This is a genomic window from Kineococcus siccus, assembly GCF_009906795.1.
In the GTDB taxonomy this organism is placed as follows: Bacteria; Actinomycetota; Actinomycetes; order Actinomycetales; family Kineococcaceae; genus Kineococcus; species Kineococcus siccus.
The window spans coordinates 18,990-43,866 of the sequence record NZ_JAAALN010000010.1; the positions used below are offsets into that span (position 1 = coordinate 18,990).

The 24,877-nt window shown below is 74.4% G+C and carries 27 protein-coding genes; 6 read left to right on the plus strand and 21 right to left on the minus strand.

Annotation, left to right across the window (positions count from 1 at the left end; all coding sequences use genetic code 11):
* Window positions 1-24 precede the first annotated feature (24 nt).
* From GTR02_RS02840 to GTR02_RS02850, 3 genes are all read right to left on the minus strand, one after another.
* Window positions 25-1,857 (minus strand): EAL domain-containing protein, encoded by a 1,833-nt coding sequence (locus tag GTR02_RS02840; RefSeq protein WP_166605966.1) that lies wholly within the window; start codon window positions 1,855-1,857, stop codon window positions 25-27.
* The gene (locus GTR02_RS02845; RefSeq protein ID WP_166605967.1) at window positions 1,854-2,411 is read right to left on the minus strand and encodes a heme NO-binding domain-containing protein; all 558 of its coding nucleotides are present in this window, start codon (window positions 2,409-2,411) and stop codon (window positions 1,854-1,856) included. Before GTR02_RS02845 ends, GTR02_RS02840 begins: the two co-directional genes overlap by 4 nt.
* A 93-nt stretch (window positions 2,412-2,504) precedes the next feature.
* Entirely contained in the window at window positions 2,505-3,659 is a 1,155-nt protein-coding gene (locus tag GTR02_RS02850; protein WP_166605968.1) for a citrate synthase, read from the minus strand.
* A gap of 52 nt (window positions 3,660-3,711) precedes the next feature.
* Here GTR02_RS02850 and GTR02_RS02855 point away from each other — a divergent pair, with 52 nt between their 5' ends.
* The gene (locus GTR02_RS02855; RefSeq protein ID WP_166605991.1) at window positions 3,712-4,950 is read left to right on the plus strand and encodes a citrate synthase; all 1,239 of its coding nucleotides are present in this window, start codon (window positions 3,712-3,714) and stop codon (window positions 4,948-4,950) included.
* The gene (locus GTR02_RS02860) at window positions 4,947-5,567 is read left to right on the plus strand and encodes a hypothetical protein (RefSeq protein ID WP_166605969.1); all 621 of its coding nucleotides are present in this window, start codon (window positions 4,947-4,949) and stop codon (window positions 5,565-5,567) included. The genes GTR02_RS02855 and GTR02_RS02860 overlap by 4 nt, the downstream gene beginning before the upstream one ends.
* Window positions 5,568-5,579: 12 nt before the next feature.
* Here the strand turns inward: GTR02_RS02860 and GTR02_RS22665 are convergent, their stop codons facing one another.
* A complete protein-coding gene (locus GTR02_RS22665; protein ID WP_166605970.1) occupies window positions 5,580-6,551 on the minus strand; it encodes an NHL repeat-containing protein in 972 nt (323 codons plus the stop codon).
* A gap of 102 nt (window positions 6,552-6,653) precedes the next feature.
* Between GTR02_RS22665 and GTR02_RS22670 the strand changes: the two genes are divergently transcribed.
* On the plus strand, window positions 6,654-7,121 hold the full coding sequence (locus GTR02_RS22670) for an OsmC family protein (protein ID WP_166605971.1): 468 nt from the start codon (window positions 6,654-6,656) through the stop codon (window positions 7,119-7,121).
* On the opposite strand, the gene GTR02_RS02875 is transcribed toward GTR02_RS22670, so the two are convergent.
* The 13 genes from GTR02_RS02875 to rfbF all read right to left on the minus strand — a co-directional run bounded on the left by GTR02_RS02875 (window position 7,087) and on the right by rfbF (window position 17,903).
* Window positions 7,087-7,458, minus strand: a complete 372-nt coding sequence (locus tag GTR02_RS02875) for an L-rhamnose mutarotase (RefSeq protein ID WP_166605972.1) — start codon at window positions 7,456-7,458, stop codon at window positions 7,087-7,089. The two genes, GTR02_RS22670 and GTR02_RS02875, sit on opposite strands and share 35 nt — an antisense overlap.
* A gap of 68 nt (window positions 7,459-7,526) precedes the next feature.
* Complete coding sequence (locus GTR02_RS02880; RefSeq protein WP_166605973.1) at window positions 7,527-8,357, minus strand: ABC transporter permease; 831 nt, start codon at window positions 8,355-8,357, stop codon at window positions 7,527-7,529.
* Window positions 8,354-9,343 (minus strand): ATP-binding cassette domain-containing protein, encoded by a 990-nt coding sequence (locus GTR02_RS02885; RefSeq protein WP_166605974.1) that lies wholly within the window; start codon window positions 9,341-9,343, stop codon window positions 8,354-8,356. The genes GTR02_RS02880 and GTR02_RS02885 overlap by 4 nt, the downstream gene beginning before the upstream one ends.
* 148 nt (window positions 9,344-9,491) lie before the next feature.
* Window positions 9,492-10,199, minus strand: coding sequence for an FCD domain-containing protein (locus tag GTR02_RS02890; RefSeq protein ID WP_166605975.1), 708 nt, complete (start codon window positions 10,197-10,199; stop codon window positions 9,492-9,494).
* 10 nt (window positions 10,200-10,209) lie between these two features.
* Window positions 10,210-10,560, minus strand: coding sequence for a histone-like nucleoid-structuring protein Lsr2 (locus tag GTR02_RS02895; protein WP_166605976.1), 351 nt, complete (start codon window positions 10,558-10,560; stop codon window positions 10,210-10,212).
* A 95-nt stretch (window positions 10,561-10,655) separates the two neighbouring features.
* Window positions 10,656-10,817: a hypothetical protein gene (locus GTR02_RS02900; protein ID WP_166605977.1), complete on the minus strand. Its 162-nt coding sequence runs from the start codon at window positions 10,815-10,817 to the stop codon at window positions 10,656-10,658.
* Between the two features lie 33 nt (window positions 10,818-10,850).
* On the minus strand, window positions 10,851-12,362 hold the full coding sequence (lysS, locus tag GTR02_RS02905) for a lysine--tRNA ligase (protein WP_338073544.1): 1,512 nt from the start codon (window positions 12,360-12,362) through the stop codon (window positions 10,851-10,853).
* 23 nt (window positions 12,363-12,385) lie between these two features.
* Window positions 12,386-13,243 (minus strand): pantoate--beta-alanine ligase, encoded by an 858-nt coding sequence (gene panC / locus GTR02_RS02910; protein ID WP_166605978.1) that lies wholly within the window; start codon window positions 13,241-13,243, stop codon window positions 12,386-12,388.
* A 15-nt stretch (window positions 13,244-13,258) separates the two neighbouring features.
* Entirely contained in the window at window positions 13,259-14,155 is an 897-nt protein-coding gene (locus GTR02_RS02915) for a DUF2520 domain-containing protein (RefSeq protein ID WP_166605979.1), read from the minus strand.
* Window positions 14,152-15,438, minus strand: a complete 1,287-nt coding sequence (locus GTR02_RS02920) for a Gfo/Idh/MocA family oxidoreductase (protein ID WP_166605980.1) — start codon at window positions 15,436-15,438, stop codon at window positions 14,152-14,154. The genes GTR02_RS02915 and GTR02_RS02920 overlap by 4 nt, the downstream gene beginning before the upstream one ends.
* Window positions 15,435-15,980, minus strand: coding sequence for a dTDP-4-dehydrorhamnose 3,5-epimerase family protein (locus tag GTR02_RS02925; protein ID WP_166605981.1), 546 nt, complete (start codon window positions 15,978-15,980; stop codon window positions 15,435-15,437). The genes GTR02_RS02920 and GTR02_RS02925 overlap by 4 nt, the downstream gene beginning before the upstream one ends.
* The gene (locus tag GTR02_RS02930; protein ID WP_166605982.1) at window positions 15,977-17,002 is read right to left on the minus strand and encodes an NAD-dependent epimerase/dehydratase family protein; all 1,026 of its coding nucleotides are present in this window, start codon (window positions 17,000-17,002) and stop codon (window positions 15,977-15,979) included. Before GTR02_RS02930 ends, GTR02_RS02925 begins: the two co-directional genes overlap by 4 nt.
* Before the next feature lie 76 nt (window positions 17,003-17,078).
* Window positions 17,079-17,903: a glucose-1-phosphate cytidylyltransferase gene (gene rfbF, locus GTR02_RS02935; protein WP_205708518.1), complete on the minus strand. Its 825-nt coding sequence runs from the start codon at window positions 17,901-17,903 to the stop codon at window positions 17,079-17,081.
* A 305-nt stretch (window positions 17,904-18,208) separates the two neighbouring features.
* On the opposite strand from rfbF, the gene GTR02_RS02940 reads away from it, so the two are divergent.
* From GTR02_RS02940 to GTR02_RS02950, 3 genes are all read left to right on the plus strand, one after another.
* Window positions 18,209-18,922: a methyltransferase domain-containing protein gene (locus tag GTR02_RS02940; RefSeq protein WP_166605984.1), complete on the plus strand. Its 714-nt coding sequence runs from the start codon at window positions 18,209-18,211 to the stop codon at window positions 18,920-18,922.
* Between the two features lie 64 nt (window positions 18,923-18,986).
* A complete protein-coding gene (locus tag GTR02_RS02945) occupies window positions 18,987-19,145 on the plus strand; it encodes a hypothetical protein (protein WP_166605985.1) in 159 nt (52 codons plus the stop codon).
* A gap of 61 nt (window positions 19,146-19,206) precedes the next feature.
* Entirely contained in the window at window positions 19,207-20,691 is a 1,485-nt protein-coding gene (locus GTR02_RS02950; RefSeq protein ID WP_166605986.1) for a SulP family inorganic anion transporter, read from the plus strand.
* On the opposite strand, the gene GTR02_RS02955 is transcribed toward GTR02_RS02950, so the two are convergent.
* The 4 genes from GTR02_RS02955 to GTR02_RS02970 form a co-directional block, all read right to left on the minus strand.
* Window positions 20,678-21,697 carry a substrate-binding domain-containing protein gene (locus GTR02_RS02955; RefSeq protein WP_205708519.1) on the minus strand — a complete coding sequence of 340 codons (1,020 nt, stop codon included), beginning with the start codon at window positions 21,695-21,697 and terminating at the stop codon, window positions 20,678-20,680. The genes GTR02_RS02950 and GTR02_RS02955 overlap by 14 nt on opposite strands.
* Window positions 21,698-21,776: 79 nt before the next feature.
* The gene (locus tag GTR02_RS02960) at window positions 21,777-23,054 is read right to left on the minus strand and encodes a family 1 glycosylhydrolase (protein WP_166605987.1); all 1,278 of its coding nucleotides are present in this window, start codon (window positions 23,052-23,054) and stop codon (window positions 21,777-21,779) included.
* Window positions 23,055-23,083: 29 nt separating this feature from the next.
* A complete protein-coding gene (locus GTR02_RS02965) occupies window positions 23,084-23,908 on the minus strand; it encodes a carbohydrate ABC transporter permease (protein WP_166605988.1) in 825 nt (274 codons plus the stop codon).
* Window positions 23,905-24,877 (minus strand): carbohydrate ABC transporter permease (locus GTR02_RS02970; RefSeq protein ID WP_205708520.1); only part of this gene is annotated, 973 nt, incomplete at its 5' end. The genes GTR02_RS02965 and GTR02_RS02970, both read right to left, overlap by 4 nt.

Here is a 24,877-nt window from a genome sequence, read left to right on the forward strand (position 1 = left end):
CGCGGAGCCCCTCGGCGCGGCGGGTCAGACCCCGCCGCCGGCCCCCACGGGCCGCCGGCGGGCGTCCGCGGGCGCGTCCCGCGCAGCGAGCCAGGCGTCCAGCTGCGCCACGGGCATGGGGCGCGCCACGTGGTAGCCCTGCGCCGTCGTGCACCCGAGGTCCGCGAGCGCCGCGAGCGTCGCGCCGTCCTCGATCCCCTCGGCCACGCAGTCCAGGCCGAGGCGCCGCGCGAGCTCGATCCCCGTGCGCACGATCGCGGCGTTGCGGGGCTCGTCGAGCATGGTCGTGACGAAGGAGCGGTCCACCTTCAGCTCGTTGACGGGCAGGTCGCGCAGCGAGGCCAGCGAGGTGTACCCGGTGCCGAAGTCGTCGATCGACAGCGCCACGCCCAGGGCGCGCAGCCGCTCGATGATGACCTGGGCGCGCCGCGGGTCGGCGATGATCGCGCTCTCGGTCACCTCCAGCTTCAGCAGCCGCGACGACAGGGCCGTCCGCGCCAGCTCGGCCGCGACGCGGTCCGGCAGGGTCTCGTCGAGCAGGCAGCGGGCGGAGACGTTGACGGACACGACCAGCGGCCGCCCCGCGCGCTGCCAGCGGCGCGCCTGGTCGCAGGCCACGGCCAGGACGTGGTGGGTCAGCCGGTGCACCAGGCCGCTGCTCTCGGCGAGCGGGATGAACTCGCCCGGCCCGAGCCGGCCCTCGTCGGGGTGGTCCCAGCGCACGAGCGCCTCGACGCCCCGCACGCGCCCGCTCGCGAGGTCCAGCAGCGGTTGGTACTCCAGCACCAGCTCCCCCGCGTCGATGCCCGTGCGCAGCTGCGCGAGCAGCCGCAGCTTGCGGGGGTCGTGGTCGTCCAGGGCGGAGCGGTACACGGCGAGCGACTCGTGCGCCGCCTTCGCGAGGTACATGGCGACGTCGGCGTGCTGGACGAGCCCGGCCTGGGAGTCGCCGTGCTGGGGCGCGACGGCGACGCCGGCGCTCGCCCCCAGGGTCAGGGTCACGCCGTCGACGGGGAAGGGCTCGTCGAAGGCCTGCAGGACGCGCCGCACGACGCTGACGACGTCGGTGACCGCCGCGTCGCCCTCCTCGGGCGTGACCAGGACGAGCCCGAACTCGTCGCCCCCCAGGCGCGCCACGAGGTCGCCCTCGCGCAGGACCTGCTGGATGCGGGGGCCCACGAGGCTCAGCAGCTCGTCGCCGCAGTGGTGCCCGAGGGTGTCGTTGACCTCCTTGAACCGGTCGAGGTCGAGCAGCGCGACGGCGACGCTGCCGCCGGTCGCGCGCGCCGCGTCGAGCGAGGCGGTCAGGCGGGCGGTGAAGTGCGCCCGGTTCGGCAGGCCGGTCAGCGCGTCGTGGGCGGCCTGGTGGGCCTGCTCGGCGGCCTGCGCGGCCAGCGCCGAGGCGAGCTGGCGGGCGTCGGCGAGCGCGCTGGTCTGGGCGCCGAGCATCATGACGAAGTCCGTGACGGGGTCGGCCGCGGCGAAGTGGTCCAGCCGCAGGCCGAGGGGGCCCAGGGCGGCGAGCGTCGTCACCCACGGCGAGCCCAGCAGCAGCACGCCGTCGGGCAGCGTGAGGAGCTGGCCGCGCAGGACGAGGGGGCCCGCGACGGCCTCCACGAGCACCAGGCCCGCGGGGGCGGCGTGGTCCGCGTCGAAGGACCAGCCCGTGCCGCGGGGGCTGCGCACGCGCAGGTGCTGCGCGACGTCCACGCCCGGCACGAGGTCCGGGCACGCGATGCGCAGGGACGCGCCGACCCGGACCGCCGTGCCGGTGCCGTCGAGCACGAGGTGGAAGGGGAACGCCTCGTCGAGGATCCGGTCGGTCAGCGCGTCGGGGAGACCGCCCGGGCGGCTCACGTGGGCCGCGGGGCGTGGTGGACGAGGAACTCGTCGTGGTCGGCGCCGTCGTCGGTCCCGCGGGTCTGCCTGGCCGTCGCCTCCTGGCCGAGGAGCTCGCCGAGCCCCTCGACGAGGCCGACGACCATCGCGGACAGGCCCGGCCGGTCGGAGTAGTAGTGCAGCACGAGGCTGGTGGCGTCGATCGGCTCGCAGCGGAAGGACGGCGGGCGCAGCTCCGGCATCATCAGGCTGATGCGCGCGTGGAGGGCGTCGAGCCCGGCCAGCACCTCGGCGACGGAGCCCCCCGCGGCCTGCAGCAGCGGCCCCCAGCCCTCGGCCGCCGTGAAGGTCACCCAGTGCCGCCCGAAGGCGACGAGGACCTGCTCCGTCGTGAGGCCGAGCTCCTCGCTGGCGGCCTGGACGAGGCGGTAGGTCACCTCGTCGGGGTAGCCGGTCATGCCGACGAAGGCCACCTCGGTGACGCCCGCGCGGGCGCGGATGGCCTGCCAGGTGTCCTCGCCGCCGACGGCGCGCGCGAGGTCGGCCACGGCGGTGTTGACCAGTCCGTACACGGTGGGCTCCTGACGCGGGGGCGCAGCGGGCCGTGGCATCGACCTCCAGGTGTCCATCGGCAGCCCCAGGCTCCTCCTGAAGACCTCCCAGGTCTACGGCCGCGGCGGCACCGGGCGCGGGGGCGGTCCCACGTAGCGGGCGGACGGGCGCACGAGGCGTCCCTCGTCGGTCTGCTCGAGGACGTGGGCGCACCATCCGACGACGCGGCTGACGGCGAAAGTGGGCGTGAACAGCACGCGGTCCAGCCCACAGAGCTCCATGACCACCCCGGCCTGGAACTCGACGTTGGCGTGCAGGGAGCGGCCCGGCTTGAGCTCGGCGAGCACCTCCACGACCCGGCGCTCCACGGCGGCGGCCCGGTCGGCGAGCTCGCCGCCGAGCTCCCGCGCCGTCGCCGACAGCAGCACCGCGCGCGGGTCGGCGGTGCGGTAGACGGCGTGGCCGAAGCCCATGACCCGCTCCCCCGCCGCCAGCCGGTCCCGGACCCACGCGCCGGCGCGCTCGGGCGTGCCGATCTCGTCGAGGGCGGCCAGCGCGCGGTCGGGGGCGCCGCCGTGCAGGGGACCCGAGAAGGCGCCGAGGGCCGCGACGACGGCGGCCGCCACGTCGGCCCCGGTCGACGTCACGACGCGGGCCGTGAAGGTCGAGGCGTTGAAGCCGTGGTCCAGCGTCGCGACGAGGTAGCGCTGCAGCGCCCGCACGTGCCGCGGGTCCGGCTCCTCACCCGTCAGCATCCACAGCCAGCCCGCCGCGGTGCCGAGGTCGGTGCGCGGCGGCACGGGGTCGAGGCCCCGGCGCAGGCGGTGCAGGGCCGCGAGCACGGTCGGCGTGACGGCGCACAGGCGCAGGGCGTCGCGGGCCCGCCGGGCGGGGTCGAGGTCGAGGACGGGCCGCAGCCCCTCCTCGGCGGCCAGCAGCGACAGCGCGGTCCGCAGGCCCGTGAGCGGCGCGGCGCCTTCGCCGGCCGCCGCGATGCCCGGGAGGGCCGCCCGCACCGCGGCCCCCGGCTCCCGCGCGGCCGCGACCTCGGCCCCGAAGGCGGCGCGCTCGGTGGCGGACGGCAGGTGGCCGCGGTGCAGGAGGAACCACACCTCCTCCACGTCGCGGGTCAGCGCGAGCTCGACGCCGGAGTAACCGCGGTAGTGGAACGACCCCTCCTCACCCAGGACGTCACCCAGCGTCGTCTCGGTGACCACCACGCCCCGCAGGCCGGGCGGGGCGAGGGACGCGGTGGGCGGTGTCGTCATGGCGCCAGGGTCGGCTACTTGACAGCAGGCGTCAACGTTGATCGAATCAACCATGGCCGACCTGACGTCCGCCGAGGCCGCGCACCGGCTCGGGGTCAAGCCCCAGACGCTGTACGCCTACGTCAGCCGCGGCCTGCTCACGAGCCGCCGGGCGCCGGGCCGGCGCGGCAGCCTCTTCGACGCCGCCGAGGTCGACCGCCTCGTCGCCCGCGGCCGCGGCGACCGGGCGCCGTCGGGCGTCGTCGAGACCGTGCGCACGGCCATCACCTCCCTGGACGGCGACGACCTGCACTACCGCGGGCACCGCGTGGTCGACCTGGCGCGGACGACGACGTTCGAGGCCGTCGCCCGGCTGCTGTGGACGGGTGAGCTCGACGACCGGCCCTTCGACGCACCCGCCGACCTCGTCGACCTGGTGCGCCGGGCCGTCGCCGTGCTGCCGCCCACCGCCCGGCGCAGCGACCACCTCCGGGTGGGCGTCGCCGTGCTCGGCGGTGCGGACCCGCTGCGCTCCGACCTCTCCCCCGGTGCCTTCCTGCGCCACGGCGAGCGGGTGCTGGGGACCGTCACGGCCGCCCTCTCCCCCACCGCGCACCCGTCGGTGGCCGGGCGCCTGTCGCACGTGCTGCTCGGCCGGGCCGAGCCGCAGCTGCTCGACCCCGTCCTCGTGCTGCTCGCCGACCACGGCCTGGCGCTGTCCACGCTCGCCGCCCGGGTGGCCGCGAGCGCCCGCGCGACCCCGTACTCGGTGCTCGCGGCCGGGCTCGCGGCGGCCGACGGCGACGCGCACGGGTCGGCCAGCACGGTGGCGCACCGCTTCCTCGCCGAGGCGCTGGTGGACCCGCTCGCGGCCGTCGCGGAGCGGCTGCGGGCAGGCCTCGGCGTGCCGGGCTTCGGGCACGTCCTCTACCGCGAGCGCGACCCGCGCGCCGAGGCGCTGCTCGACGCCCTGCCCGACGGCCCGGTGCGCGCGGCCGTCGAGGTCGTCCGCGACCACGTCGAGGACCTCCCCAACGTCGACCTGGCGCTGGCGGCCTTCCAGCACGCGCACGGCCTGCCGCCGGACGCGGGCGAGCTGCTGTTCGAGGTGGCGCGCACGGCCGGGTTCCTCGCCCACGGGCTCGAGGAGCTGGCGGCGCCCGGCCTGCGGTTCCGCGCGTCCGGGCTGTACACCGGGGGCCCGCACAGGCGCGGTCCTGGGACGGGGCACAGGCCTGCCACAGGCCCGGCGCCGAACCTCGCAGGGACGGCCGGACCAGCCGGCCGACGCGAGGAGGGAACGACCCCGTGAAGAAGAGGATCGCCACCGCACTGGCCATCGGCGCGCTCGGCGTCGGCGGGCTCGCCGTGTCGGGATCGGCCTCGGCCGCCGACGAGACGGGCACGGCGCCGACGTCGCGCGTCCAGGCGATCAAGGACGCGCTCGCCGGGCTGGTGGGCGACGGGTCGATCTCCCAGGACCAGGCCGACGAGGTCGCGACGACGCTCGGCTCGGCCGACCTCGGCGGCCGGGGCGGCCCCGGCGGGGGTCACGGCCCCGGGGGCGGCGCCGACCTGGCGACCGCGGCCACGACGCTCGGGCTCAGCGAGGACGACCTGCGGACCGCGCTGCAGGACGGCCGGACACTGGCCGAGGTCGCCGGTGACCAGGGCGTCGCCGTGGACGACCTGGTCACGGCCCTGGTGGACGCGGAGAAGACCCGGATCGCCCAGCGCGTCACCGACGGCGACCTCACGCAGGCGCAGGCCGACGCGCGCCTCGCGGAGCTCACCGAGCGGGTGACGGCCCGCGTGGACGGGACGGCGCCCGCGCGCGGCGGCCGCGGCGGCGGCCCGGGGCCGGACGGTGACGCCGGCACCCCGGCGCCGTCGGCGTCCCCGAGCGCGAGCGCCACGTCCGGCACGTGAGGCGGGGCGGCCTCAGCGCACCTCGACGCGCACGACCTGGTAGTCGGCGGTCGTGGGCGAGGGGTTCGCGAAGCGCCCGTTGACGAGGTAGAGCGCACCCGCGGAGAGGATCCCGGTGGTGGGCCGGTCGAGGTCGGGGTCCCCGACCTCGCCGACCACCGCACCGCTGCGGCCGTCGGCGGCCAGCCGCACGACGGCCGCGGAGTCGGTGGAGAACCCGTACACGACGTACAGCGTGCGCCCGCGCAGCACGAGGCCGTCGCCCGCGGTGAGGTCGCGCCCGCTGATCTCCAGACGGTCGCTCGCCCCCGTGGCGGGGTCGACCCGGAACAGGTCGCCCGTGCTCGACTGCGTCACGACGAGCGCGCCGTCGCCCAGCGCGCGGATCCCGTTGGCGTTGAAGCCGGGGCCGTACTGCAGGTCGCCCGTGATCGGCAGCGTGCGGGCGCCGTCGGCGGCGGGCAGCGCACCGCGGCGCCCGAGCGGCACGACGACGAGGCGCTGGACGGAGGAGTCGGTGACGTAGGCCGCGTCGCGCGTGATCTCGACGTCGTTGAGGAAGCCGCTGCCCGGCACGACCCAGCGCCCGAGCTCCGCGCCCGTGCCGCCGTCGTAGACCGTCACGGCCCCGGTCGCGCCGCCGGCCACCCAGAGCCGGTCGGTGCGCGCGTCGTAGACCATGCCGACGGCGATCCGGCCCGGCACCCCGGGGACCAGGACCGAGCTGCGGCCCGTGCGCAGGTCCCCGCGCACGATGCTGCCGTCGGCGCGGGACCCCGCGTAGAACGTGGTCCCCTTCCCGGCCGCGATGCCCTCGGGCAGGGAGCCGGTGGGCAGCGCGACGGTGCCGGGGACGTTCCCGCGGCACTCGGCCGCGGCGGGGGCGGCGGCGGGACGGTCGGCGGCGGTGGCCACACCGGGGGCGGCGAGGAGGAGGGCGGAGGTGGCGGTGGCGAGCGCGACGGTGCGCAGGGATCGCTTCATGTCGGGACCGTAGGTCGGGTTCGCCGGGAAAGCCAGGTGAACCTTCACCTACATTGGCCGGAGGACGCCCGGCCGGGCGTCGTCGAACCCTGGAGGACCCGCGTGGCCGCAGCGAAGAAGACCGTCCCGTTCGTCGTCGACGCCCGGGGTTCCGGTGTGGCGCAGACGCTCACGGTCAGCGGTGAGAACCAGCACGTGTTCCACGCCGACACCTACCCGTCCTTCGGCGGCGACGACGCGCACCCGAGTCCCCTGAGCTACGTGCTCGGGGCACTCACCTCGTGCAACCAGGTCACCGGCAGCATCGTCGCCAAGGACCTGGGCCTGACGCTCGGCACCTGGACGTTCCACGTCCAGGGCGACCTCGACCCCTCGGTCATCGGGGCCGGCGCCGAGGGCAACGCGAACTTCGACCGCATCGCCCTGCGGCTGGAGCTGCAGACCGACGCCGACGCCGAGCAGTTCGCCCGGCTGAAGGCGGAGACCGAGCGCCGCTGCCCCGTCACCCAGATGGTCAAGCGCAGCGGGCTCGAGTTCACGAGCGACTGGAGCGCGGCGCCGCTCGCCTGACGGCCGCCAGCTGAGCGTCGAGGTCGAAGACGCGTTCCAGCGGGACCATCGAGGCGTCGGGCGAGCCCTGCGGCAGGTCGACGAAGAACTCCGCCATCTCCGCCTGCCAGCGGGCGTTGACGGCGGTGGCGGCCATGGCGGCCTGTGCGGCGGGCAGGTCGTCGGTCTCGAGGACCCCCACCAGCAGGCCGTCCGGCCGCAGGTCCAGGGTGTAGGAACTCCACCCCGCGGCCTGGAGCGCCTCCAGCATCTCCGGCCAGACCGCCGCGTGGCGACGGCGGTACTCCGCCAGGCGGTCCGGCCGGACCTGCAGGGTCACGACGACGCGTCGGGGCACGTCTCCTCCTCGGGGTGGTCTCGCCGCGACCGTACCGCGCGGCGGACACCGTTCCCCGTTCCCCGTTCTCAGACGTCGCGCGTGCGGGCGCTCAGGGCACCGGCCCCGAGCAGCACGGCGACCCAGACCGCGAACACGGCGAGCCCGGCGCCGACGGAGAGGTAGTCGGCGTGCTGCTGCACGGCGATGAGGTTCGTCGTCGTGTTGGCGAAGTAGTACTCGCGCAGCGTCGGGCCGCCCCAGGACTCGGGGATGGCCATCAGCAGCAGCGGCAGCACGAACAGCGCCGCGAGCAGGGTGCAGATGGCGCCCGCGGAGTTCCGCATCAGGGCGCCGAGACCCAGACCCGCGAGGGCGATGCCCACGAGCATCGCGACGTTGCCGAGCACGGCCCGCAGGACACCGTCGTCACCGAGCGACGCACCCGCGCCGTCGCGGTCCAGCACGGCCTGGCCGAGGAGGAACGCGATGAACACCGCGGCCCCCAGGACGAGGGCGACCGTGACCGCCAGCACGACGGCCTTGGCCAGCAGGACGCCCAGCCGGCCCGGGGCGCTGACGAAGGACGTCCGGACCATCCCGGTGGAGAACTCCCCCGCGATGACGATGACGCCGACCGCGGCCACGATGAGGCTGGCCAGCTGCGCGCCCTGCAGGCTCACGGCGGTCGCGTCCAGACCCTGCTGCGCGGCCTCGGGCCCCGAGAGCTGCGACCCCACCGCCAGCGGCAGCAGGACGCCGAACCCGACGATGGCCACGAACGCGGCGGCCATGGTGACCACGACGGAGCGGACGCTCCAGAACTTGATCCACTCCGAGCGCAGCAGCCCGGCGAACGTGACGCGGCGCTCGACCGCGCGGTACCGGGTGGGGGCGGGGGAACTGGTCCAGGTGCTCATCGAGCGACCTCCTTCTCGGTGCGGGACGGCTGCTGCGGGGTGGACGCGGTCGGCGCCGCGACGACGGGGGGCTGGGGGTCGGCGCCGTGCGCCTGGTACTCCAGCGATCCCGCGGTGAGTTCCATGAAGGCCTCCTCGAGCGAGGCCCGGACGGTGGTGAGCTCGTGCAGGGCGACCCCGCCGGCGAGCGCCGCGTCGCCGATCCGCTCGGCGCTGAGGCCGACGACCTCGAACGCCCCGTCGCCGGTCGGCGTCAGGGAACCCCCGGCGTCGCGGACGACGTCGTGCAGCTGCTGCACCTGCGGGGAGCGCACGGTGACGCCGCGCGGGTGCACGCGGTCGATGAACGTCGCGACGCTCTCGTCGGCGATGAGGCGGCCGCGGCCGATGACGACGAGGTGCTCGGCGGTCAGCGCCATCTCGCTCATGAGGTGCGAGGAGACGAACACCGCGCGGCCCTCGCGGGCCAGGTCCTGCATGAGGTGGCGGATCCAGAGGATGCCGTCCGGGTCGAGGCCGTTGACGGGTTCGTCGAACATCACGGTGGACGGGTCGCCCAGCAGCGCGGAGGCGATGCCGAGGCGCTGGCCCATGCCGAGGGAGAACCCGCCGGCGCGCTTGCGGGCGACCTCGCGCAGGCCCACGAGGTCGATGACCTCCTCGACGCGCGAGCTCGGGATCCCCGCGGTGGCGGCCATGGCCTGCAGGTGCCGGAACGCGGACCGGCCCGTGTGCACCGCCTTGGCGTCCAGCAGGGCGCCCATCGTCGACAGCGGGGCCACCGACTGCTGGAACGGCTTGCCGTCGACCAGCACCTCCCCCGCGGTCGGCCGGTCCAGCCCGACGACCATGCGCATCGTCGTGGACTTGCCCGACCCGTTGGGTCCCAGGAACCCCGTCACGATGCCCGGTCGCACCGTGAAGCTGAGGTCCTCCACGGCCACCTTGCGGCCGTACACCTTCCGCAGACCGATCGCCTCGATCATGGTTGTCCTCCCTCTCGACCAGCGGCCGCCGCACGGTGACCCGGCGCGGCTGTTCCGCTGTCGAGACTGGCGGCAGCGCCGTCCCGGGCGCGTCCGCCGACCGGCCGATGCTCCCTCCGGCGTTCGGGGTGCCCGGCGGGTGCGGACGTCAGCCGTCGAGCCCCGACACCCTGGCCTCGGAGTAGAACCCCACGATGTGCGAGCGCACGGCCTCCGTCGCGGCGGCGGCCTCGCCCGCGCGCACGGCGTCGAGGATCGCGGTGTGCTCGGCGCGCAGCCGCCGCGCCGTGCCCTCCCAGTCGGGCAGCGCGGCGACGGCCGTCATGACGTAGGAGTGGATCGCCTCGCGCAGCGCCACCATGACCGCCGTCACGAGGACGTTGCCGGCGGCCTCGGCCAGGGCGACGTGGAACTCGGCGTCGAGGCGGTGGAAGGCGTCGGCGGGGAGCGACTCCTCGGCCATGTCCCCCAGAAGCTGCGCGGCGCGCTCGAGCGCGGCCGCACCCCCGCGGCCGGGGGCGGCGGCGGACGCCGCGGCCCACGTCTCCAGCAGGACGCGCGCGTCGACGACGTCGCCGATGGGCAGCGCGCGGGTGCCGAGGTGCAGGCGGACGGCGGCGGCGAGGGGGACGGCCGGGTCGGCGACCACGACGGTGCCCGCCTCGGGCCCCGAGCCCACCCCGGCGCGCACGACGCCCATGGCCTCCAGCACGCGGACGGCCTCGCGCACCGAGGCCCGGCTCACCCCGAGCTGCTCGGCGAGCGCCCGCTCGGGCGGCAGGCGACCGCCGAGGCGGAGCCGGCCCGCGGCGAGGTCGGCCTCGATGCGCTGCAGGACCGCCTCGTGCGTGCGCACCCGGGGCGGGTCAGTGGGCGTCGTCGTAGGCCTGGACGACCTCGGCGGAGATGCGGCCGCGGTCGGAGACCGTGAACCCGTTCTCCTTGGCCCAGGCGCGGACCGCGCCCGTGTCGCGGGCGGGCTCGCCCGAGGAGGCGGCGGCGCGGGGCGCCTTGGCGGCGGCGCGGCGGCCGCCCGTGCGGGCGCCGACGCGGCGCGCGTGCCCCACCCAGGTGGCGAAGGCCTCGCGCAGGGCCGTGGCGTGCTCGGAGGACAGGTCGATCTCGTAGTTCACGCCGTCGAGGGAGAACGACAGGGTCTCGTCGGCGTCACTGCCGTCGATGTCGTCCATGAGGATGACCTGGACCTTCTGCGCCATCTCGAGCACCACTCCCTGGGAATCCGCCGGTCATCCACGGAATGCGGACGACGTCATTCAGGGTGGTGCGTCGGGACGGCTTTGTCAAAAAGCCTTCAGGAAGTCGGCGAGCCCGGATCGCGGGATTGCCGGAGCTCGCGGCGGACCTGTGCCTCGGCGGCGCGCTCCCGTCGGTCCGCGTGCAGGATCGAGCGGACGAGGAGGAGGAAGAGCACGAGCAGCCCGGCCGAGGGCAGCACAGCGGCGAGGACGTCCACGGCCCCACAGTACGTCAGCCCGGGAGAGGTGCGTCAGCGCGGCTTGACCAGCGGGAACAGGATCGTCTCGCGGATCCCGAGGCCGGTGAGGGCCATCAGGAGGCGGTCGATGCCCATGCCCATGCCGCCCGAGGGAGGCATCGCGTGCTCCTGCGCGCGCAGGAAGTCCTCGTCGATGCGCATGGCCTCGTCGTCACCCAGGGAAGCGAGCCGCGCCTGTTCTTCGAAGCGCTCCCGCTGCACCACGGGATCCACCAGTTCGGAGTAGCCGGTGGCCAGTTCGAAACCGCGCACGTACAGGTCCCACTTCTCCACCACGCCTTCCGCGCTGCGGTGCGCGCGGGTCAGCGGAGAGGTTTCCACGGGGAAGTCGCGCACGAAGGTCGGCGCGTGCAGGGAATCCGCGATGCGGTGTTCCCAGAGTTCTTCCACGAGCTTCCCGTGCGTCCAGCGGGCCTCGTCCACGGCCACGCCGAGGCGGGCCGCGACGGCCTGCAGCTGCGCCACCGGCGTCTGGGGCGTGATCTCCTCGCCGAGGGACTCCGACAGCGACGGGTACATCCCGATCGAGGTCCACTCGCCGCCGACGTCGTACTCGCTGCCGTCGGCCAGCGTGACGACCTGCGTGCCGAAGGCCTGCTGCGCCGCGGTCTGCACGAGGTCCTTGGTCAGCGCGCCGATCGAGTCGTAGTCGCCCCAGGCCTCGTACGCCTCGAGCATCGCGAACTCCGGGGAGTGGGTGGAGTCGGCGCCCTCGTTGCGGAAGTTGCGGTTGATCTCGAAGACCCGCTCGATCCCGCCCACGACGCAGCGCTTGAGGAACAGCTCGGGCGCGATCCGCAGGAAGAGGTCGGTGTCGAAGGCGTTGGAGTGCGTCACGAACGGCCGCGCGGAGGCGCCGCCGTGCTGCACCTGCAGCATCGGCGTCTCGACCTCGAGGAAGTCGCGGTCCTCCAGCGTGCGGCGCAGCGAGCGGACGACGGCCGAGCGCGCGCGCACGGTCACGCGGGCCTCGTCGCGCACGATGAGGTCGACGTAGCGCTGCCGCACGCGCGTCTCCTCGGAGAGCTCGCGGTGCAGGACGGGCAGGGGCCGCAGCGCCTTCGACGCCATCCGCCACGCGTCCGCCAGGACGGACAGCTCACCGCGGCGGGAGGAGATCACCGCGCCGTGCACGAACACCAGGTCGCCGAGGTCGACGTCCGACTTCCAGGCCGCGAGCGCGTCCTCGCCGACGCCGGCCAGGGACACCATGACCTGCAGGCGGGTGCCGTCGCCCTCCTGCAGGGTCGCGAACGCGAGCTTGCCCGTGCCCCGCTGGTAGACCACCCGGCCCGTCACGCCCACCAGGTCGGTCGTCTCCTCACCCGGGGCGAGGTGCGCCCAGCCCGTGCGCACCGCGGCCAGGGACGTGGTGCGGGGCACGGACACCGGGAACGGCTCGACGCCCGCGGCGAGCATCCGGTCCCGCTTGTCGCGGCGCACCCGCACCTGCTCGGGCAGGTCGTCGGAGTCCTCGGGGCCGTCCACCGCGTCGTCGTCCACGGCGCCAGGTTATCGGGACGGGCTCAGCCGCCCGCACGGCCGATCACGAGGGGCACGTTGTCGATCAGCCGGGTGGAACCCACGCGCGCCGCGACGGCCAGCAGCGCCTCGCCCCGGAAGTGCTCGGGGACGTCGGTCAGGGTCAGCGGGTCCACCAGCGCGAGGTAGTCCACGCGCGCGGCGGGCTCGGCGCGCAGGACGTCGCGCGCGGCCCGGCGCACGGCGCTCGGCCCCTCGGGGGCGGCGGCCTCCCCCGCCGACAGGCTGCGGTGCAGCGCGAGCGCGACCTCGCGGTCGAAGGGGGACAGGTAGCGGTTGCGGCTCGACATCGCCAGGCCGTCGTCCTCGCGCACGGTGGGCACGGCCACGACCTCCACCCCGAGGTCGAGGTCGCGGACCATGCGGCGCACGAGGAGCAGCTGCTGGGCGTCCTTCTGCCCGAACAGGCACACGTCGGCGCGCGTCAGGTGCATGAGCTTGGCCACGACGGTCAGCACGCCGTCGAAGTGGCCGGGCCGGCTGGCCCCCTCGAGCACGTCGCCCAGCGCGCCCGCGCTGACCCGGACCCCGGGGTCCCCGTCGGGGTAGACGACGTCCGGGCCGGGGGCGAACACCACGGCCGCCCCCTCGGCGGCGGCCAAAGCCAGGTCGGCGTCCAGGGTGCGCGGGTAGCGCGCGAGGTCCTCCCCCGCGCCGAACTGCAGCGGGTTGAGGAACACGGTCACGAGGACGGACTCGCCGCGCGAGCGCGCCTCGCGGACCAGGCGCGCGTGCCCCGCGTGCAGGGCCCCCATCGTCATGACGACGGCGACGGGCGACGGCAGGGCGTCGCGGGCGGCCGCCAGCTCGGCGCGGGTGCGTGCGACGACGAGGTCGCTCACGGGTGGTTCCTCTCCTCAGGCGGGTGGCAGCGCCTCGGTGACGGCGCGCGCCGCGGCCGCGGTCAGCCGGCCCGACGCCGCGGCGCGGTCGGCGGCCGCACGGGCCAGCTGAGCGTAGGTGGTCGCGGTCTGCTCCCCGGCACGGGCCCGCAGGACGGCCAGGTGGGCCGCGACCGTGCCGGCGTCGCCGCGCGCCACCGGCCCGGTGAGGGCGGCGTCGCCCGCGGCGAGCGCGTTGTCCAGGGCCGCGGTCAGGAGCGGGCGCAGCACCGCGGCCGCGTCGTCGCCTGCGGCGCCGTCCAGGACCGGTTGCAGCGCAGCGAGAGCCTGCGCGACGAGGGTGACGAGGTGGTTCGCCCCGTGGGCGAGCGCCGCGTGGTAGAGCGCGCGGTCCGCCTCCGCGACGACGACGGGCGTCGAGCCCCACTCGCGGACGAGCGCCTCGGCGACGGGCAGGAGGACCGGCGAGACCGTCACTGCGACGGCCGCCCCGGACAGCCGCGCCAGGTCGAGCGAGGTGCCCGTGAAGGTCATCGCGGGGTGCAGCGCCGCCGTCAGCGCCCCCGCCGCGGCCGCGGGGGCCAGCACGGCGGTGCCGTGCAGCCCGCTCGTGTGCACGACGAGGCTGCCCGGCCGGACGTGCGGCGCCGACGCGGCCACGAGGGGCCCGAGGACGTCGTCGGGCACGGCGAGCAGGACGAGGTCCGCCGCGAACGCGTCCTGGGCCGGGACCCACGGCACGCCGGGCAGCAGGGCCTCGACGCGCTCGGTCGCCGCCCGGGTGCGGGCGGCGACCCCGACGACGCGGTGCCCGGCCGCGCGCAGGGCGGCGCCGAGCACCGGCCCGACGCGGCCGGCGCCGACGACCGCGACGTCGAGCCGGCCGGCCGCGCCCGCACCCGACGGGCTCACGCCAGCAGGGCCGCCTGCTCGGCGCGCAGGGCGTCGATGAGCCGGCCCTCGGGCAGCACGACGTCGGCGTAGGTGAGGACCTGGTCCTTGGCGACGGCGTGCTTCAGGACGCAGCCCTCGGCGACCCCCATGGGCAGGAGGTCCTCCGCCTTCGTCGCCGCGTACGTCTCGGCGACGCCGTAGGTGTCGTACCCGCCGAGCCGGTCGATCTCCTTGCCGGCCGCGAGGTCCGTCTTGGCCGTGGTGACGACCTCGACCTTGACCTCGTCGCCGGGGACGATGGCCGCGTCGCCGAACAGCACCGCGCGCGCCACCGTGAGCGGCACCTCGAAGTGGCACAGGTGGTACGGCGTGTAGAACGAGTACAGCGGGCCGGTGCCGAGCTTGTACAGGTTCAGGTAGTGCTGCTGCTTCGGGTCGTCGTGCGTGCCGAGCACGTAGACACCCGGGCCCGGCTTGGACCCGACGACGTAGTCGACGACCCCGCCGAGCTCCTTGAGCGCGTCCACGTCGTACGTCGTCGTGAGCTCGTCGACGTGGCCGCGGTGGTCGGCGCCCCGCATGCCGCGCTTCTCCACGGAGAACCCGGCCGCGTTGGCGACGAGCGCCTGCTCGAACGACACCTTGGTGCCGTCGGCGAAGCTCGTGACCATGTACGGGTCCTGGCCCCACTGCTTCGCGAACCCCTCCTGCGTCGTGGGGTTGCGGTACTCGTCCTGCAGGCCCTTGATGTTGCCGGCCACGAGCGGCGTGACGCCGATGCTGCGGACGAACCGGATGAGGTTCATCTGCACGCCCGGCTGGTCGCCGTCGCAGCCGGTGTAGATCACACCGGCCTTCTCGGCGCGGGTGCGCAGCGCGAGGCCCGCGGTGCCGTCGACCTCGGCGTTCAGCAGCACGACGTGCTTGCCCGCCTCGATCGCGCGGACCACGACGTGCGCGCCGTACTCGGTGTTGCCCGTGGCCTCGATGACGGCCTCGACGCGCTCGGCGTCGACGACGGCCTCGTAGGAGGCGGAGACGACCGGCGTGCCGGCCGCGATCGCGCGGTCGACCGCGGCGGCGTCGTCGGCCTCGACGATCCCGCTGAGACCGGCCTGCTCGTAGGCGTCGCGCGCCTTGGCGACGGTGCGGTTCGCGATCGCCACCAGCTCCATGCCGGGCACGGAGTTCACGACCTGGTTGACCACGCCGCGGCCCATGAACCCGGCGCCCACGAGCGCGACGCGGATCGGGCGGCCCTCGGCCTGGCGGCGCTTCAGCGCGTTGTCGACGATGATCACGTCAGCACCGCACCGTCGGCCAGCAGCGTCCAGGACGCGTCCTTCTCGCTGATGACCGCGACCTCCCGGGCCCACGGCAGCGCCAGGTCCGGGTCGTCGTGGCGCAGGCCCCGCTCGGTGCCCGGGGTGTAGGCCTGGCTCACCTGGTAGGTCACCTCGGCGCCGTCGGTCAGCGTGAGGTAGCCGTGGGCGAAGTACGGGGGCACGTACAGGGCGCGGCGGTTCTCGGCGGTCAGCTCGACCGCGACGTGCTGGAACCGGGTCGGCGACCCGGGCCGCAGGTCCACGATGATGTCCTGGATGGCACCGGCGGTGCAGCGCACCAGCTTCGCCTCGGGTGCCGGGTCGACCTGCGTGTGCATGCCGCGCAGCGTGCCCGCGTGGTGGTTGAAGGACACGTTGCACTGCTCGACGGCCGGGACGAGACCCGCGTCGACGAAGGACTGGCGGTCGAAGGACCGCGCGAAGAACCCGCGGTCGTCGCTGCGCAGTTCCAGGTCGATGATCGCGACGCCCTCGAGGGCGGTGGTGCTGATCTTCACCGGGCGCTCCAGAACAGGTCCTTGTCCAGCTGCTGCGTCTTGATGAGGTGCTCCAGCTGCTTGAGGCGGGTGTGCCCGCGGCCCGTGAACGTCGCCTCGTCGAGGTCGATGGCCTTGAAGACCTCGATGAGCTGGGCGGCGCCCTTGTCGGCGTCCCAGTCGCACGAGAAGCCGGGCAGCGTGGCGTGGATCTTGTCGAAGTTCACGAGGTAGCTGCGGTTGTCGCCGTTGCTCTGGCCGAACGTGACCTCGCAGCCGGGCAGCGCGCGCCCGACGGCCTCGGCGATCTCGCGCACGCGGTAGTTCTGCTTCGAGTCGCCCACGTTGAAGACCTGGTTGTGGACGGTCTCGCGCGGCGCGTCGAGCACGGCCCGGATGGCCTTGGCGATGTCGAGGCCGTGCACGAGCGGCCGCCAGGGCGAGCCGTCGGAGGTCATCGCGATCCTGCCGGTCGTGTAGGCCAGGCCCGCCAGGTTGTTCAGCACGATGTCGAAGCGCTGGCGCGGCGAGGCGCCGTAGGCGGTCGCGTTGCGCATGAACGTCGGGGAGAAGGAGTCGTCGGCCAGCGGGGCGACGTCGCGCTCCACGAGCGCCTTGCACTCGGCGTAGGCGGTCTGCGGGTTCACGGGCGAGTTCTCGTCGACCGTGTCGTCGGCCACGCCGTACACGGAGCAGCTGCTCATGTAGACGAAGCGCGAGACGCCGGCGCGCTTGGCGACCTCGGCCAGGCGCACGGAGCCCTTGTGGTTCACCGTGAACGTCACGTCGGGGATGAGCTCGCCCAGCGGGTCGTTGGACAGCTCCGCCATGTGCACCACGGCGTCCGCCCCCGCGAGGTCGGCCTCGGTGACCTCGCGGATGTCCTTCGCCAGGGTCTGCACGGACGCGCTGACGCCGTTGTAGAGCCAGCCGTTCTTGTAGTACCCCGTGTCGATGCCCGTGACCTCGTGGCCGGCGTCGAGCAGCGTCGGGGCCAGGAGGCAGCCGAGGTAGCCCTCGGTGCCGGTCACGACGATCTTCATGTGTTCTCCCTTGTCGGGTGCTGGTCCGGCGGCGCCGGTCGTCGGGTGCTCGCTGTGCTGCCCTCGCCGGTGGGGGTCAGTCCTCCCACGTCTTCCAGGGCGCCTTGCCGGAGTCCCAGAGCTTGTTGAGCTCGGTCCAGTCGCGGAAGGTGTCCATGCCCAGCCAGTAGCCCTCGTGGGCCGAGAGCGTCAGCTCGCCGTCGCGGGCCACGCTCTGCAGCGGGGCCGACTCGAGCATGACGTCCGGGTCGTCGCCCAGGTACTTGTCGACGAACTCGCGCTGGAAGACGAAGAACCCGCCGTTGACCCAGCCGTCGGCCAGGGTCGGCTTCTCGTTGAACTCCACGACCGCGTCGCCCGAGACGTGCATCTCGCCGTACCGGCTCGAGGGGTGCACGGCCGTGACGGTGGCCATCCGGCCGCCCGCCTCGTGGTCGGCGAGGGTCTTGGTGATGTCGACGTCGCCGATGCCGTCGCCGTAGGTCAGGACGAACCGGTCGGCGTCCAGGTGCTGCGCGACGCGCTTGATGCGGCCGGCGGTCGCCGTGGTCAGCCCGGTCTCGACGAAGGTGATGTCCCAGTCCTCCTGCACCCCGGAGGTGTGGAAGGTCGGCACCTCGTGCGAGGAGAGGTTGAGCGTGAAGTCCCCGGCGTTGATCCGGTAGTCGAGGAAGTAGCGCTTGATCAGGTCGCTCTTGTAGCCCAGGCACAGGACGAACTTCCGGAAGCCGTGCTGGCTGTAGAGCTTCATGATGTGCCAGAGGATGGGCCGGCCGCCGATGTCCACCAGCGGCTTGGGCAGCTTCTCGCTGGCTTCGCGCAGCCGGGTCCCCATGCCTCCGCAGAGGATGACCACGGGGATCTCGGACACGGGCGTCGGCGCGCTGTCGGTGGCGCTCATCTGTCGGTTTCCCTCACTCGGACGTGACATCGCGGAGTGGGGGTGGTGCCGCAGGGACGGGCGGCGATGGCGCACGACCCCCCACGAATCAGCGCCACCGGTCCCTGTTTCGGTGCTGTGCGAGGCTACTACAGGCCATCGAACACGGAGCGTGAACTTCACCCCGCAGGCGCAACCGAGGCTCCCGGCCGGACCCCCCTCGCCACGCACCGGAACGACCGCCTCACGCAGTGCAGTCAACGGACGATCCGCCACCCGGCCGACCCGTGGCCGCGGCCTCTCGCAGGCCTCCGTAGGGTTGGGGCGTGGGACGGTTCGAGAACGTGGCGGCGCTCGCCCAGCCCTTCCCGGGGGCCGTCGGCGTGGACCTCGGCTGCGGCACGGGGCGCACGACGCGCGCCCTGCTGGCCTCGGACCCCCGCCTGGTCCACGCCGTCGACGTCGGTGCGACCCTCGACGACGACCTCCTGCTCGACCCGCGCGTGCGTTCGCACATCGCGGGCCTCGAGGCGCTGCCCCTGCCCGACGCAGAGGCCGACCTGGCCGTCTCGCTCAACGTCGTCGAGCACCTGCGCGACGTCGACGCGCACCTGGCCGAGGTCCACCGCGTGCTGCGCCCGGGCGGGGTGGCGGTGCTGGCCCACTCCGACTGGGACACGGCCCTGTTCACGAGCGACGACGACGCCCTCACGCGCACCCTGCTGGACCGCTTCGTCGCGCACGTGCCCGTGCGCGACGCCGAGGTCGACGGGTTCGCGGGCCGCAAGCTGCTGCGGATCGCCGCGCGCAGCCCCTTCGCGGTGGAGTCCGTGCACTCGTGGGCCGACCCGCACCGCCGCTTCGACGAGGGCTCCGTGGCGTGGAAGGTGGCGACCGGCATCCTCGCGGCCGCCGGCGACGACCCCGTGCTCGCGGCCCGCGCGGCGGGCTGGGTCGAGGGGCTGCGCCGGTCCGCGCGGGCCGGGGAGTTCCTCTTCACCGTGACCGACGTCGCGGTGGTGCTGCGCCGCGCCGGGTGACCTACCGTGGCCGCGGGGCGCCGCGTGCGAGGGCGCCCCGCGAGCACGCACCGAGGAGGCCGCAGTGGCAGGGTTGTTCAGCAAGGTGACCAGGTTCCTCTCCACGCCCGAGGGCAAGCGCCTGACGAGCGAGGCGACCCGGCGCGCCCAGGCCATGGCGAAGGACCCGGCGACGCGCCAGAAGATCGCCGACGCGCGACGGCGGCTCGGCAAGCCGCGCTGACCCCGGACGACCGGGCGGGCGACGACCCGGGCCGACTCTGACGCAGGGTTAGGGTTGCCCAGTGACCCTCCCGACCGCCGCCCTCCGACGGCCGGCGGCGCTGGCGTCGCCCGCCGTCCTGCGCACCGAGGTCCTGGCCGGGCTCGTCGTCGCGCTGGCGCTCGTGCCGGAGGCGATCTCCTTCTCGATCATCGCGGGCGTCGACCCGCGCGTGGGCCTCGTCTCCTCCGTCGTCATGGGCGTCACGACGTCCGTCGTCGGCGGCCGGCCCGCCATGATCTCCGCCGCCACGGGCGCCGTCGCCCTCGTGGTGGCCCCGCTGTCGCTGTCCCACGGGGTGGGGCACCTCGTCGCGGCGGTCCTGCTGGCGGGGCTCCTGCAGATCGCGCTGGGCCTGCTCGGCGCGCCGCGGCTGATGCGCTTCGTCCCGCGCAGCGTCATGGTCGGCTTCGTCAACGCCCTCGCCATCTCGATCTTCCTGGCCCAGCTGCCCAACCTGCGCGGGGTGCCGTGGACGGTCTACGCCCTGCTCGCACTGGGGCTCGTGCTGCTGGTCGTCCTGCCCCGCCTGGTGCGGGCCGTGCCCGCGCCGCTCATCACCGTCACGGCGCTGACCGTCCTCACGGTCGCCGCAGGGATCGCCGTCCCGACCGTGGGGGACGAGGGCGCGCTGCCCCGGACCCTGCCCACCCTCGGGCTGCCCGAGGTCCCGCTGACCCTGGAGACGCTGCGGGTCATCGCCCCGTACTCCGTGGGCGTGGCGCTCGTCGGCCTCATGGAGTCGCTGCTGACCGCCAAGCTCGTCGACGAGATCACCGACACGCGGTCGTCGGCGACGCGCGAGGCCGTCGGGCAGGGCACCGCGCAGATCGCCACCGGCCTCTTCGGCGGCATGGGCGGCTGCGCCGTCATCGGCCAGACCATGATCAACGTGAAGGTGTCCGGCGCCCGCACGCGGCTGTCGACCTTCCTCGCGGGGGCGTTCCTGCTCGTGCTCACGGTGGGCTTCGGCGACGTCGTCGCGCGCATCCCGATGGCGGCCCTCGTCGCCGTCATGTTCATCGTCTGCTACGGCGCCTTCGACTGGCACAGCGTCCGGCCCGCGACGCTGAAGGCCATGCCGCGCAGCGAGACGTCGGTCATGCTGCTGACGGTGGTCGTGGTCCTGCTGACCGGGAACCTGGCCTACGGGGTGATCGCGGGGACCCTGCTCGCGTGCGTCCTGTTCGCGCGGCGCGTGGCCCACCTCGTCACCGTCACGCGCGAGCCGGCCGCGGACGGCCGGTGCACCACCTACCGGGTCGAGGGGCAGCTGTTCTTCGCGTCCTCGGGCGACCTCGTCACGCAGTTCGACTACCCGCAGGACCCCGCGCACGTCGTCATCGACGTCTCGCGCGCCCACGTCTGGGACGCCTCGTCCGTCGCGGCGCTCGACGCGGTCACGACGAAGTACGCGGCCCGGCGCACACGCGTGGAGATCGTCGGGATGAACGCCGCCACGGCCGACCTGCACGGCCGCCTCGCGGGCCGCGTCACCGGCGACTGAGCGCGCTCGAGCTCTCCCGCACCAGCAGCTCCACGCCGGCCCGGTGGGCGCGCGGGGGGCCGGCGTCGGCCCGCCCGATCCGGTCGATGAGGTAGGCGACGGCCGTGGCGGCGATGTCCTCCAGCGCCGGCTTCACCGTCGACAGCGCCGGGACGCTGTAGCGCGTCTCGTCGATGTCGTCGAAGCCGACGACCGCGACGTCGGCGGGGACCTTGCGGCCGGAGTCCTCGAGCACGCGCATGGCGCCGAGCGCCATGGCGTCGTTGAAGGCCAGTAGGCCGTCGAAGTCCCCGGCCCGGACGAGCCGGCGCGTCCCCTCGGCCCCCGCGGACCGGCTCCAGACCCCCACGTCGACGACGAGGGCGGGGTCGTAGCCGATGCCGGCGTCGGCCAGCGCCTGCCGGTACCCCGCGAGCCGCAGCGCCGCGGTGCCGGTCCGCCGCCCGTGCAGGGCGCCGAGCGCGGCGATGCGCGTGCGCCCGTCGTCGAGCAGGTGCCGGACGGCGGCCTGCGCCCCCTCGGCGTTGCGCATCGTCACGTGGTCGGTCGCCCAGCCCGGGACGGGTTCGCCGAGGACGACCACGGGGTTCGGGATGCCCTCCGGCAGCTCGGGCCCGCCGTCGACGAGGCCCAGCACGCTGAACAGGATGCCGTCGACCATCTGGGTCCGGTTGCCGCGCAGCAGCTCCAGCTCCACGTCGCGGTCACCCCGCGACTGCTCGAGGAGCACGAGCAGGTCGTGGGCCGCCGCCGCCGTCATCACGGCGTCGGCGAGCTCCGCGAAGTAGGGGTTGCGGATGTCGGGGACGATGAGGCTGATGACCCCGAGCCGCCCGCTGCGCAGGCCGCGCGCCGCGAGGTTCGGGCGGTAGCCCAGCTCCTCGATCGCCGCGTCGACCCGCGCCCGCGTCGCGTCGCTGAAGCTGCCCTGCCCGCGCACGACGTTCGAGACGGTCTTGATGGAGACGCCCGCGGCCTGGGCGACGTCGTGCAGCGTCACGGGCACGTGCGTTCCTTCCGCCGGGCTCGGGCTCGCCTCGTGCCCCGCAGCGTAACGGCGGCCTCCGCCCGGGACGGCGCCGTCGTCAGCTCACCACCGCCGCACCACCGGGGGCGAGCGCGAGGGCCTCGGCGGCGAGGCGCCGGAACTCCTCCTCGACCGGGTTGCGCACGCGCGCCAGGCCGGACGACGTCTCGACCAGGTCGTAGAGCCCCATCGTCAGCAGGTGGTCGCGGCGCGGGCGGGTGCTGTGCCGGTAGGTCCACTCGTACATGTCGAACAGCGGCCACCACGTGTAGCCCAGGACGCGGCGACCCTCCGCCCGCAGCGCGTGCAGCTCGGCGACCGAGTCCCGCAGCCAGCGGATGCGCTCCTCCGCCGAGGCGGTCACGCAGGTCTCGGTGAGCATGACCGGGACGTCGTAGCGGTCCTCGTAGGCCGTGAGCACCTCGCGCAGGCCGAGCACGCCGTCGTCGCGCGTCGGGCGCGGGTCGGCGAACCCGCCCCGGTGGTGCACGCCGCGCTCGAACACCTCCGTGCTGTGCAGCGGGTAGTAGTTGACGCCCATGACCGTCGGGGGCGCCGGCTCCGCCCGGAGCTGCTCCAGCAGCGCGGGCCCGACGCCCGCGCCCAGCAGGTCGGCGTGCAGCGGGTGCTCGGGGCCGACCCGCCCCGTGAGGAGGTCCTCGACGAGGTAGCGCTGCTCCAGCAGGGCCCGGACGTGCCCGGCGTGCTCGGGGGCGTCGACGTCGCCCGCGTAGCGGAAGCCCGCGTCGACGTGCACGAACACCGCGGCGTCGCCGAGCACGCCCGCGATGCGCCGCTGCGCCTGGGCGGACGCGTCGGCGAGGGCGGCCGCGATCTGCAGGAGACCACCGCGGCCCCGCAGGTACGGGGGCCAGTAGCCGTACTCGCCGCTGAACTGGGCGTGGATCATCGGCTCGTTGACGGGGGTGTAGCTGGTCGCCACGTGGCCGTAGCGGTCGGCCACGCGCTCCGCGTACGCCGCGAACCGGCGCGGGAAGTCCGGGTTGGCGAACTGCTCGTCCAGCCACAGCGGGGTGCCGTAGTGCAGCAGGTCGACCACGGGTTCGAGGCCGAGGTCGGCGAAGCGGGCCATCGCCTGGTCGACCCAGGCCCAGTCCCACTCCTCCGGCCCGGGGTTCACCCGGTGCCACGGGATCCCCCAGCGCAGCAGGTCCGCGCCGGCCTGCTGGGCCAGGCCGAGGTCGCTCGCGACGTGCGCGTAGTGCTCCGTGAGCTCGTACTCGTCGACGGCCCGCTCGCCGGCCGCCTCCTGGGGCACGAACGTGTCCTCGATGCCGAGGGCGAAGTGCAGTCGCCCGTCCTCGTGCCAGCGCATGGGATCGCGCTCCTTCCGGGGTGGGGGGGTCACTTGAGCCCCGAGGTGGCGACGCTCGCGACGAACCGGCGCTGCACGAGCAGGAACAGGACCGCCAGGGGCGCCAGCGCGACGAGCGAGCCGGCCATCATCACGCCGTAGGGGACGATGCCGCTGGGGCCGGTGAGCAGGGTCAGCCCCGACGTGATGGTGCCGGTGTCGCCGCGGGTGGAGAACACCAGCGGCCAGAGCAGGTCGTTCCAGTTGTTGACGAACGTGAACACCCCGAGGGTGAGCAGCGCCGGCACCGCGTTGGGCAGGACGACGCTGCGGTAGATGCGCCACTCCGACGCCCCGTCGATGCGGGCCGCGTTGTCGAGGTCGCGGGGCAGGGCGAGGAAGAACTGGCGGAGGAAGAAGATGCCGAACGCGTCCGCCGCCCGCGGGACGATGAGGGCGGCGAAGGTGTTCACCCAGCCCAGGTCGCTGACCAGCTGGTAGATCGGCACCAGGGTCGCCTGGAACGGGATCATCAGACTCGCGATGATGCAGACGAGCAGCAGCCGGGACCCCGTGAAGTCGATGCGGGCCAGGGCGTAGGCGGCGAGGGAGTCGAACACGAGGGCGCAGACGGTGACGCCGCCCGCGAAGGCGAAGCTGTTGGCGACGAGCCGGGCGAACGGCAGCTCGTCGAAGATGACGCGGAAGTTCTCCAGCGTCCAGCTGGAGGGCAGGAGCGTCGGCGGGAAGGCGTTCACCTCGCTCACGGGCTTGAACGCCGTGAAGACGATGATGAGGAACGGCAGCAGCAGCACCAGGGTGCCGACCGCGACGACGGTGAACAGCAGCCCGCGGGCGGCCAGGGCCCGGGTCATGCGCCGAGGTCCTTCTCGCGCCGGGCCGCGACGAGGAACTGCACCAGGCTCAGCAGCAGCGTCGCGACGAGCAGGACGTAGGACAGCGCCGAGGCGATGCCCAGGTCCAGCTCCTGGAACCCGGTCTCGTAGATCTGGGTCACCACGGTGTCGGTGGCGCCGTAGGGGCCGCCCTGGGTGAGGACGTAGATCTGGTCGAAGGCCTGCAGCGCCGCGATGAGGGCGAAGACCACCACGAACGTCGTCGTGCTGCTCAGCAGCGGCAGCGTGACGTGGCGGAAGCGGCCGAGCGGCCCGGCCCCGTCCATCCGGGCCGCCTCGTACAGGCTCTCGGGGACGTCCTGCAGCCCCGCGACGAACACGACCATGTAGAAGCCGAAGCTCTTCCACACCGCCACGAGCACGACGGCCGGCATCGCCAGCGTCGGGTCCTCCAGGACGTCGCCGAGCTGGATCCCGAGGCCGCTCAGCCAGTGGTTCAGCAGCCCCACCTGCGGGTCGATCAGGTACTGCCAGGCCAGGGCCGCCACGGCGAGGGAGACGATGAACGGCAGGAACAGCGCCGTCCGGAACAACCCCCGCAGCGGCAGCCGCGGGTCGTTGACGAGCAGGGCCAGCGCCAGGGCGAGGCCGATGGACAGCGGCGTGAACAGCACCGCGTACAGCGCGGTGTTCGCCATGGCCCGCAGCAGCGTCGGGTCGGTGAAGACCGTGACGTAGTTCTGCAGCCCCACGAAGGTCTCGGCCCCGAACCCGCTGGACTCGTACAGCGACGTGCGCAGCGCCGACACCATGGGCCAGCCGACGAAGGTCAGCAGGACGACGAGCGCGGGTGCGGTGAAGCACGCCGCGGCCGCCAGCCGGCGCTGCGAGCGGGTCAGCGGCCCGCGGCCGCCGAGCTGCCGCGGTGGGCGGTAGGTGCGGGGGCGCTCCTCGACGGAAGCCGCCATGGTTCGTCCTCTCGGTGGC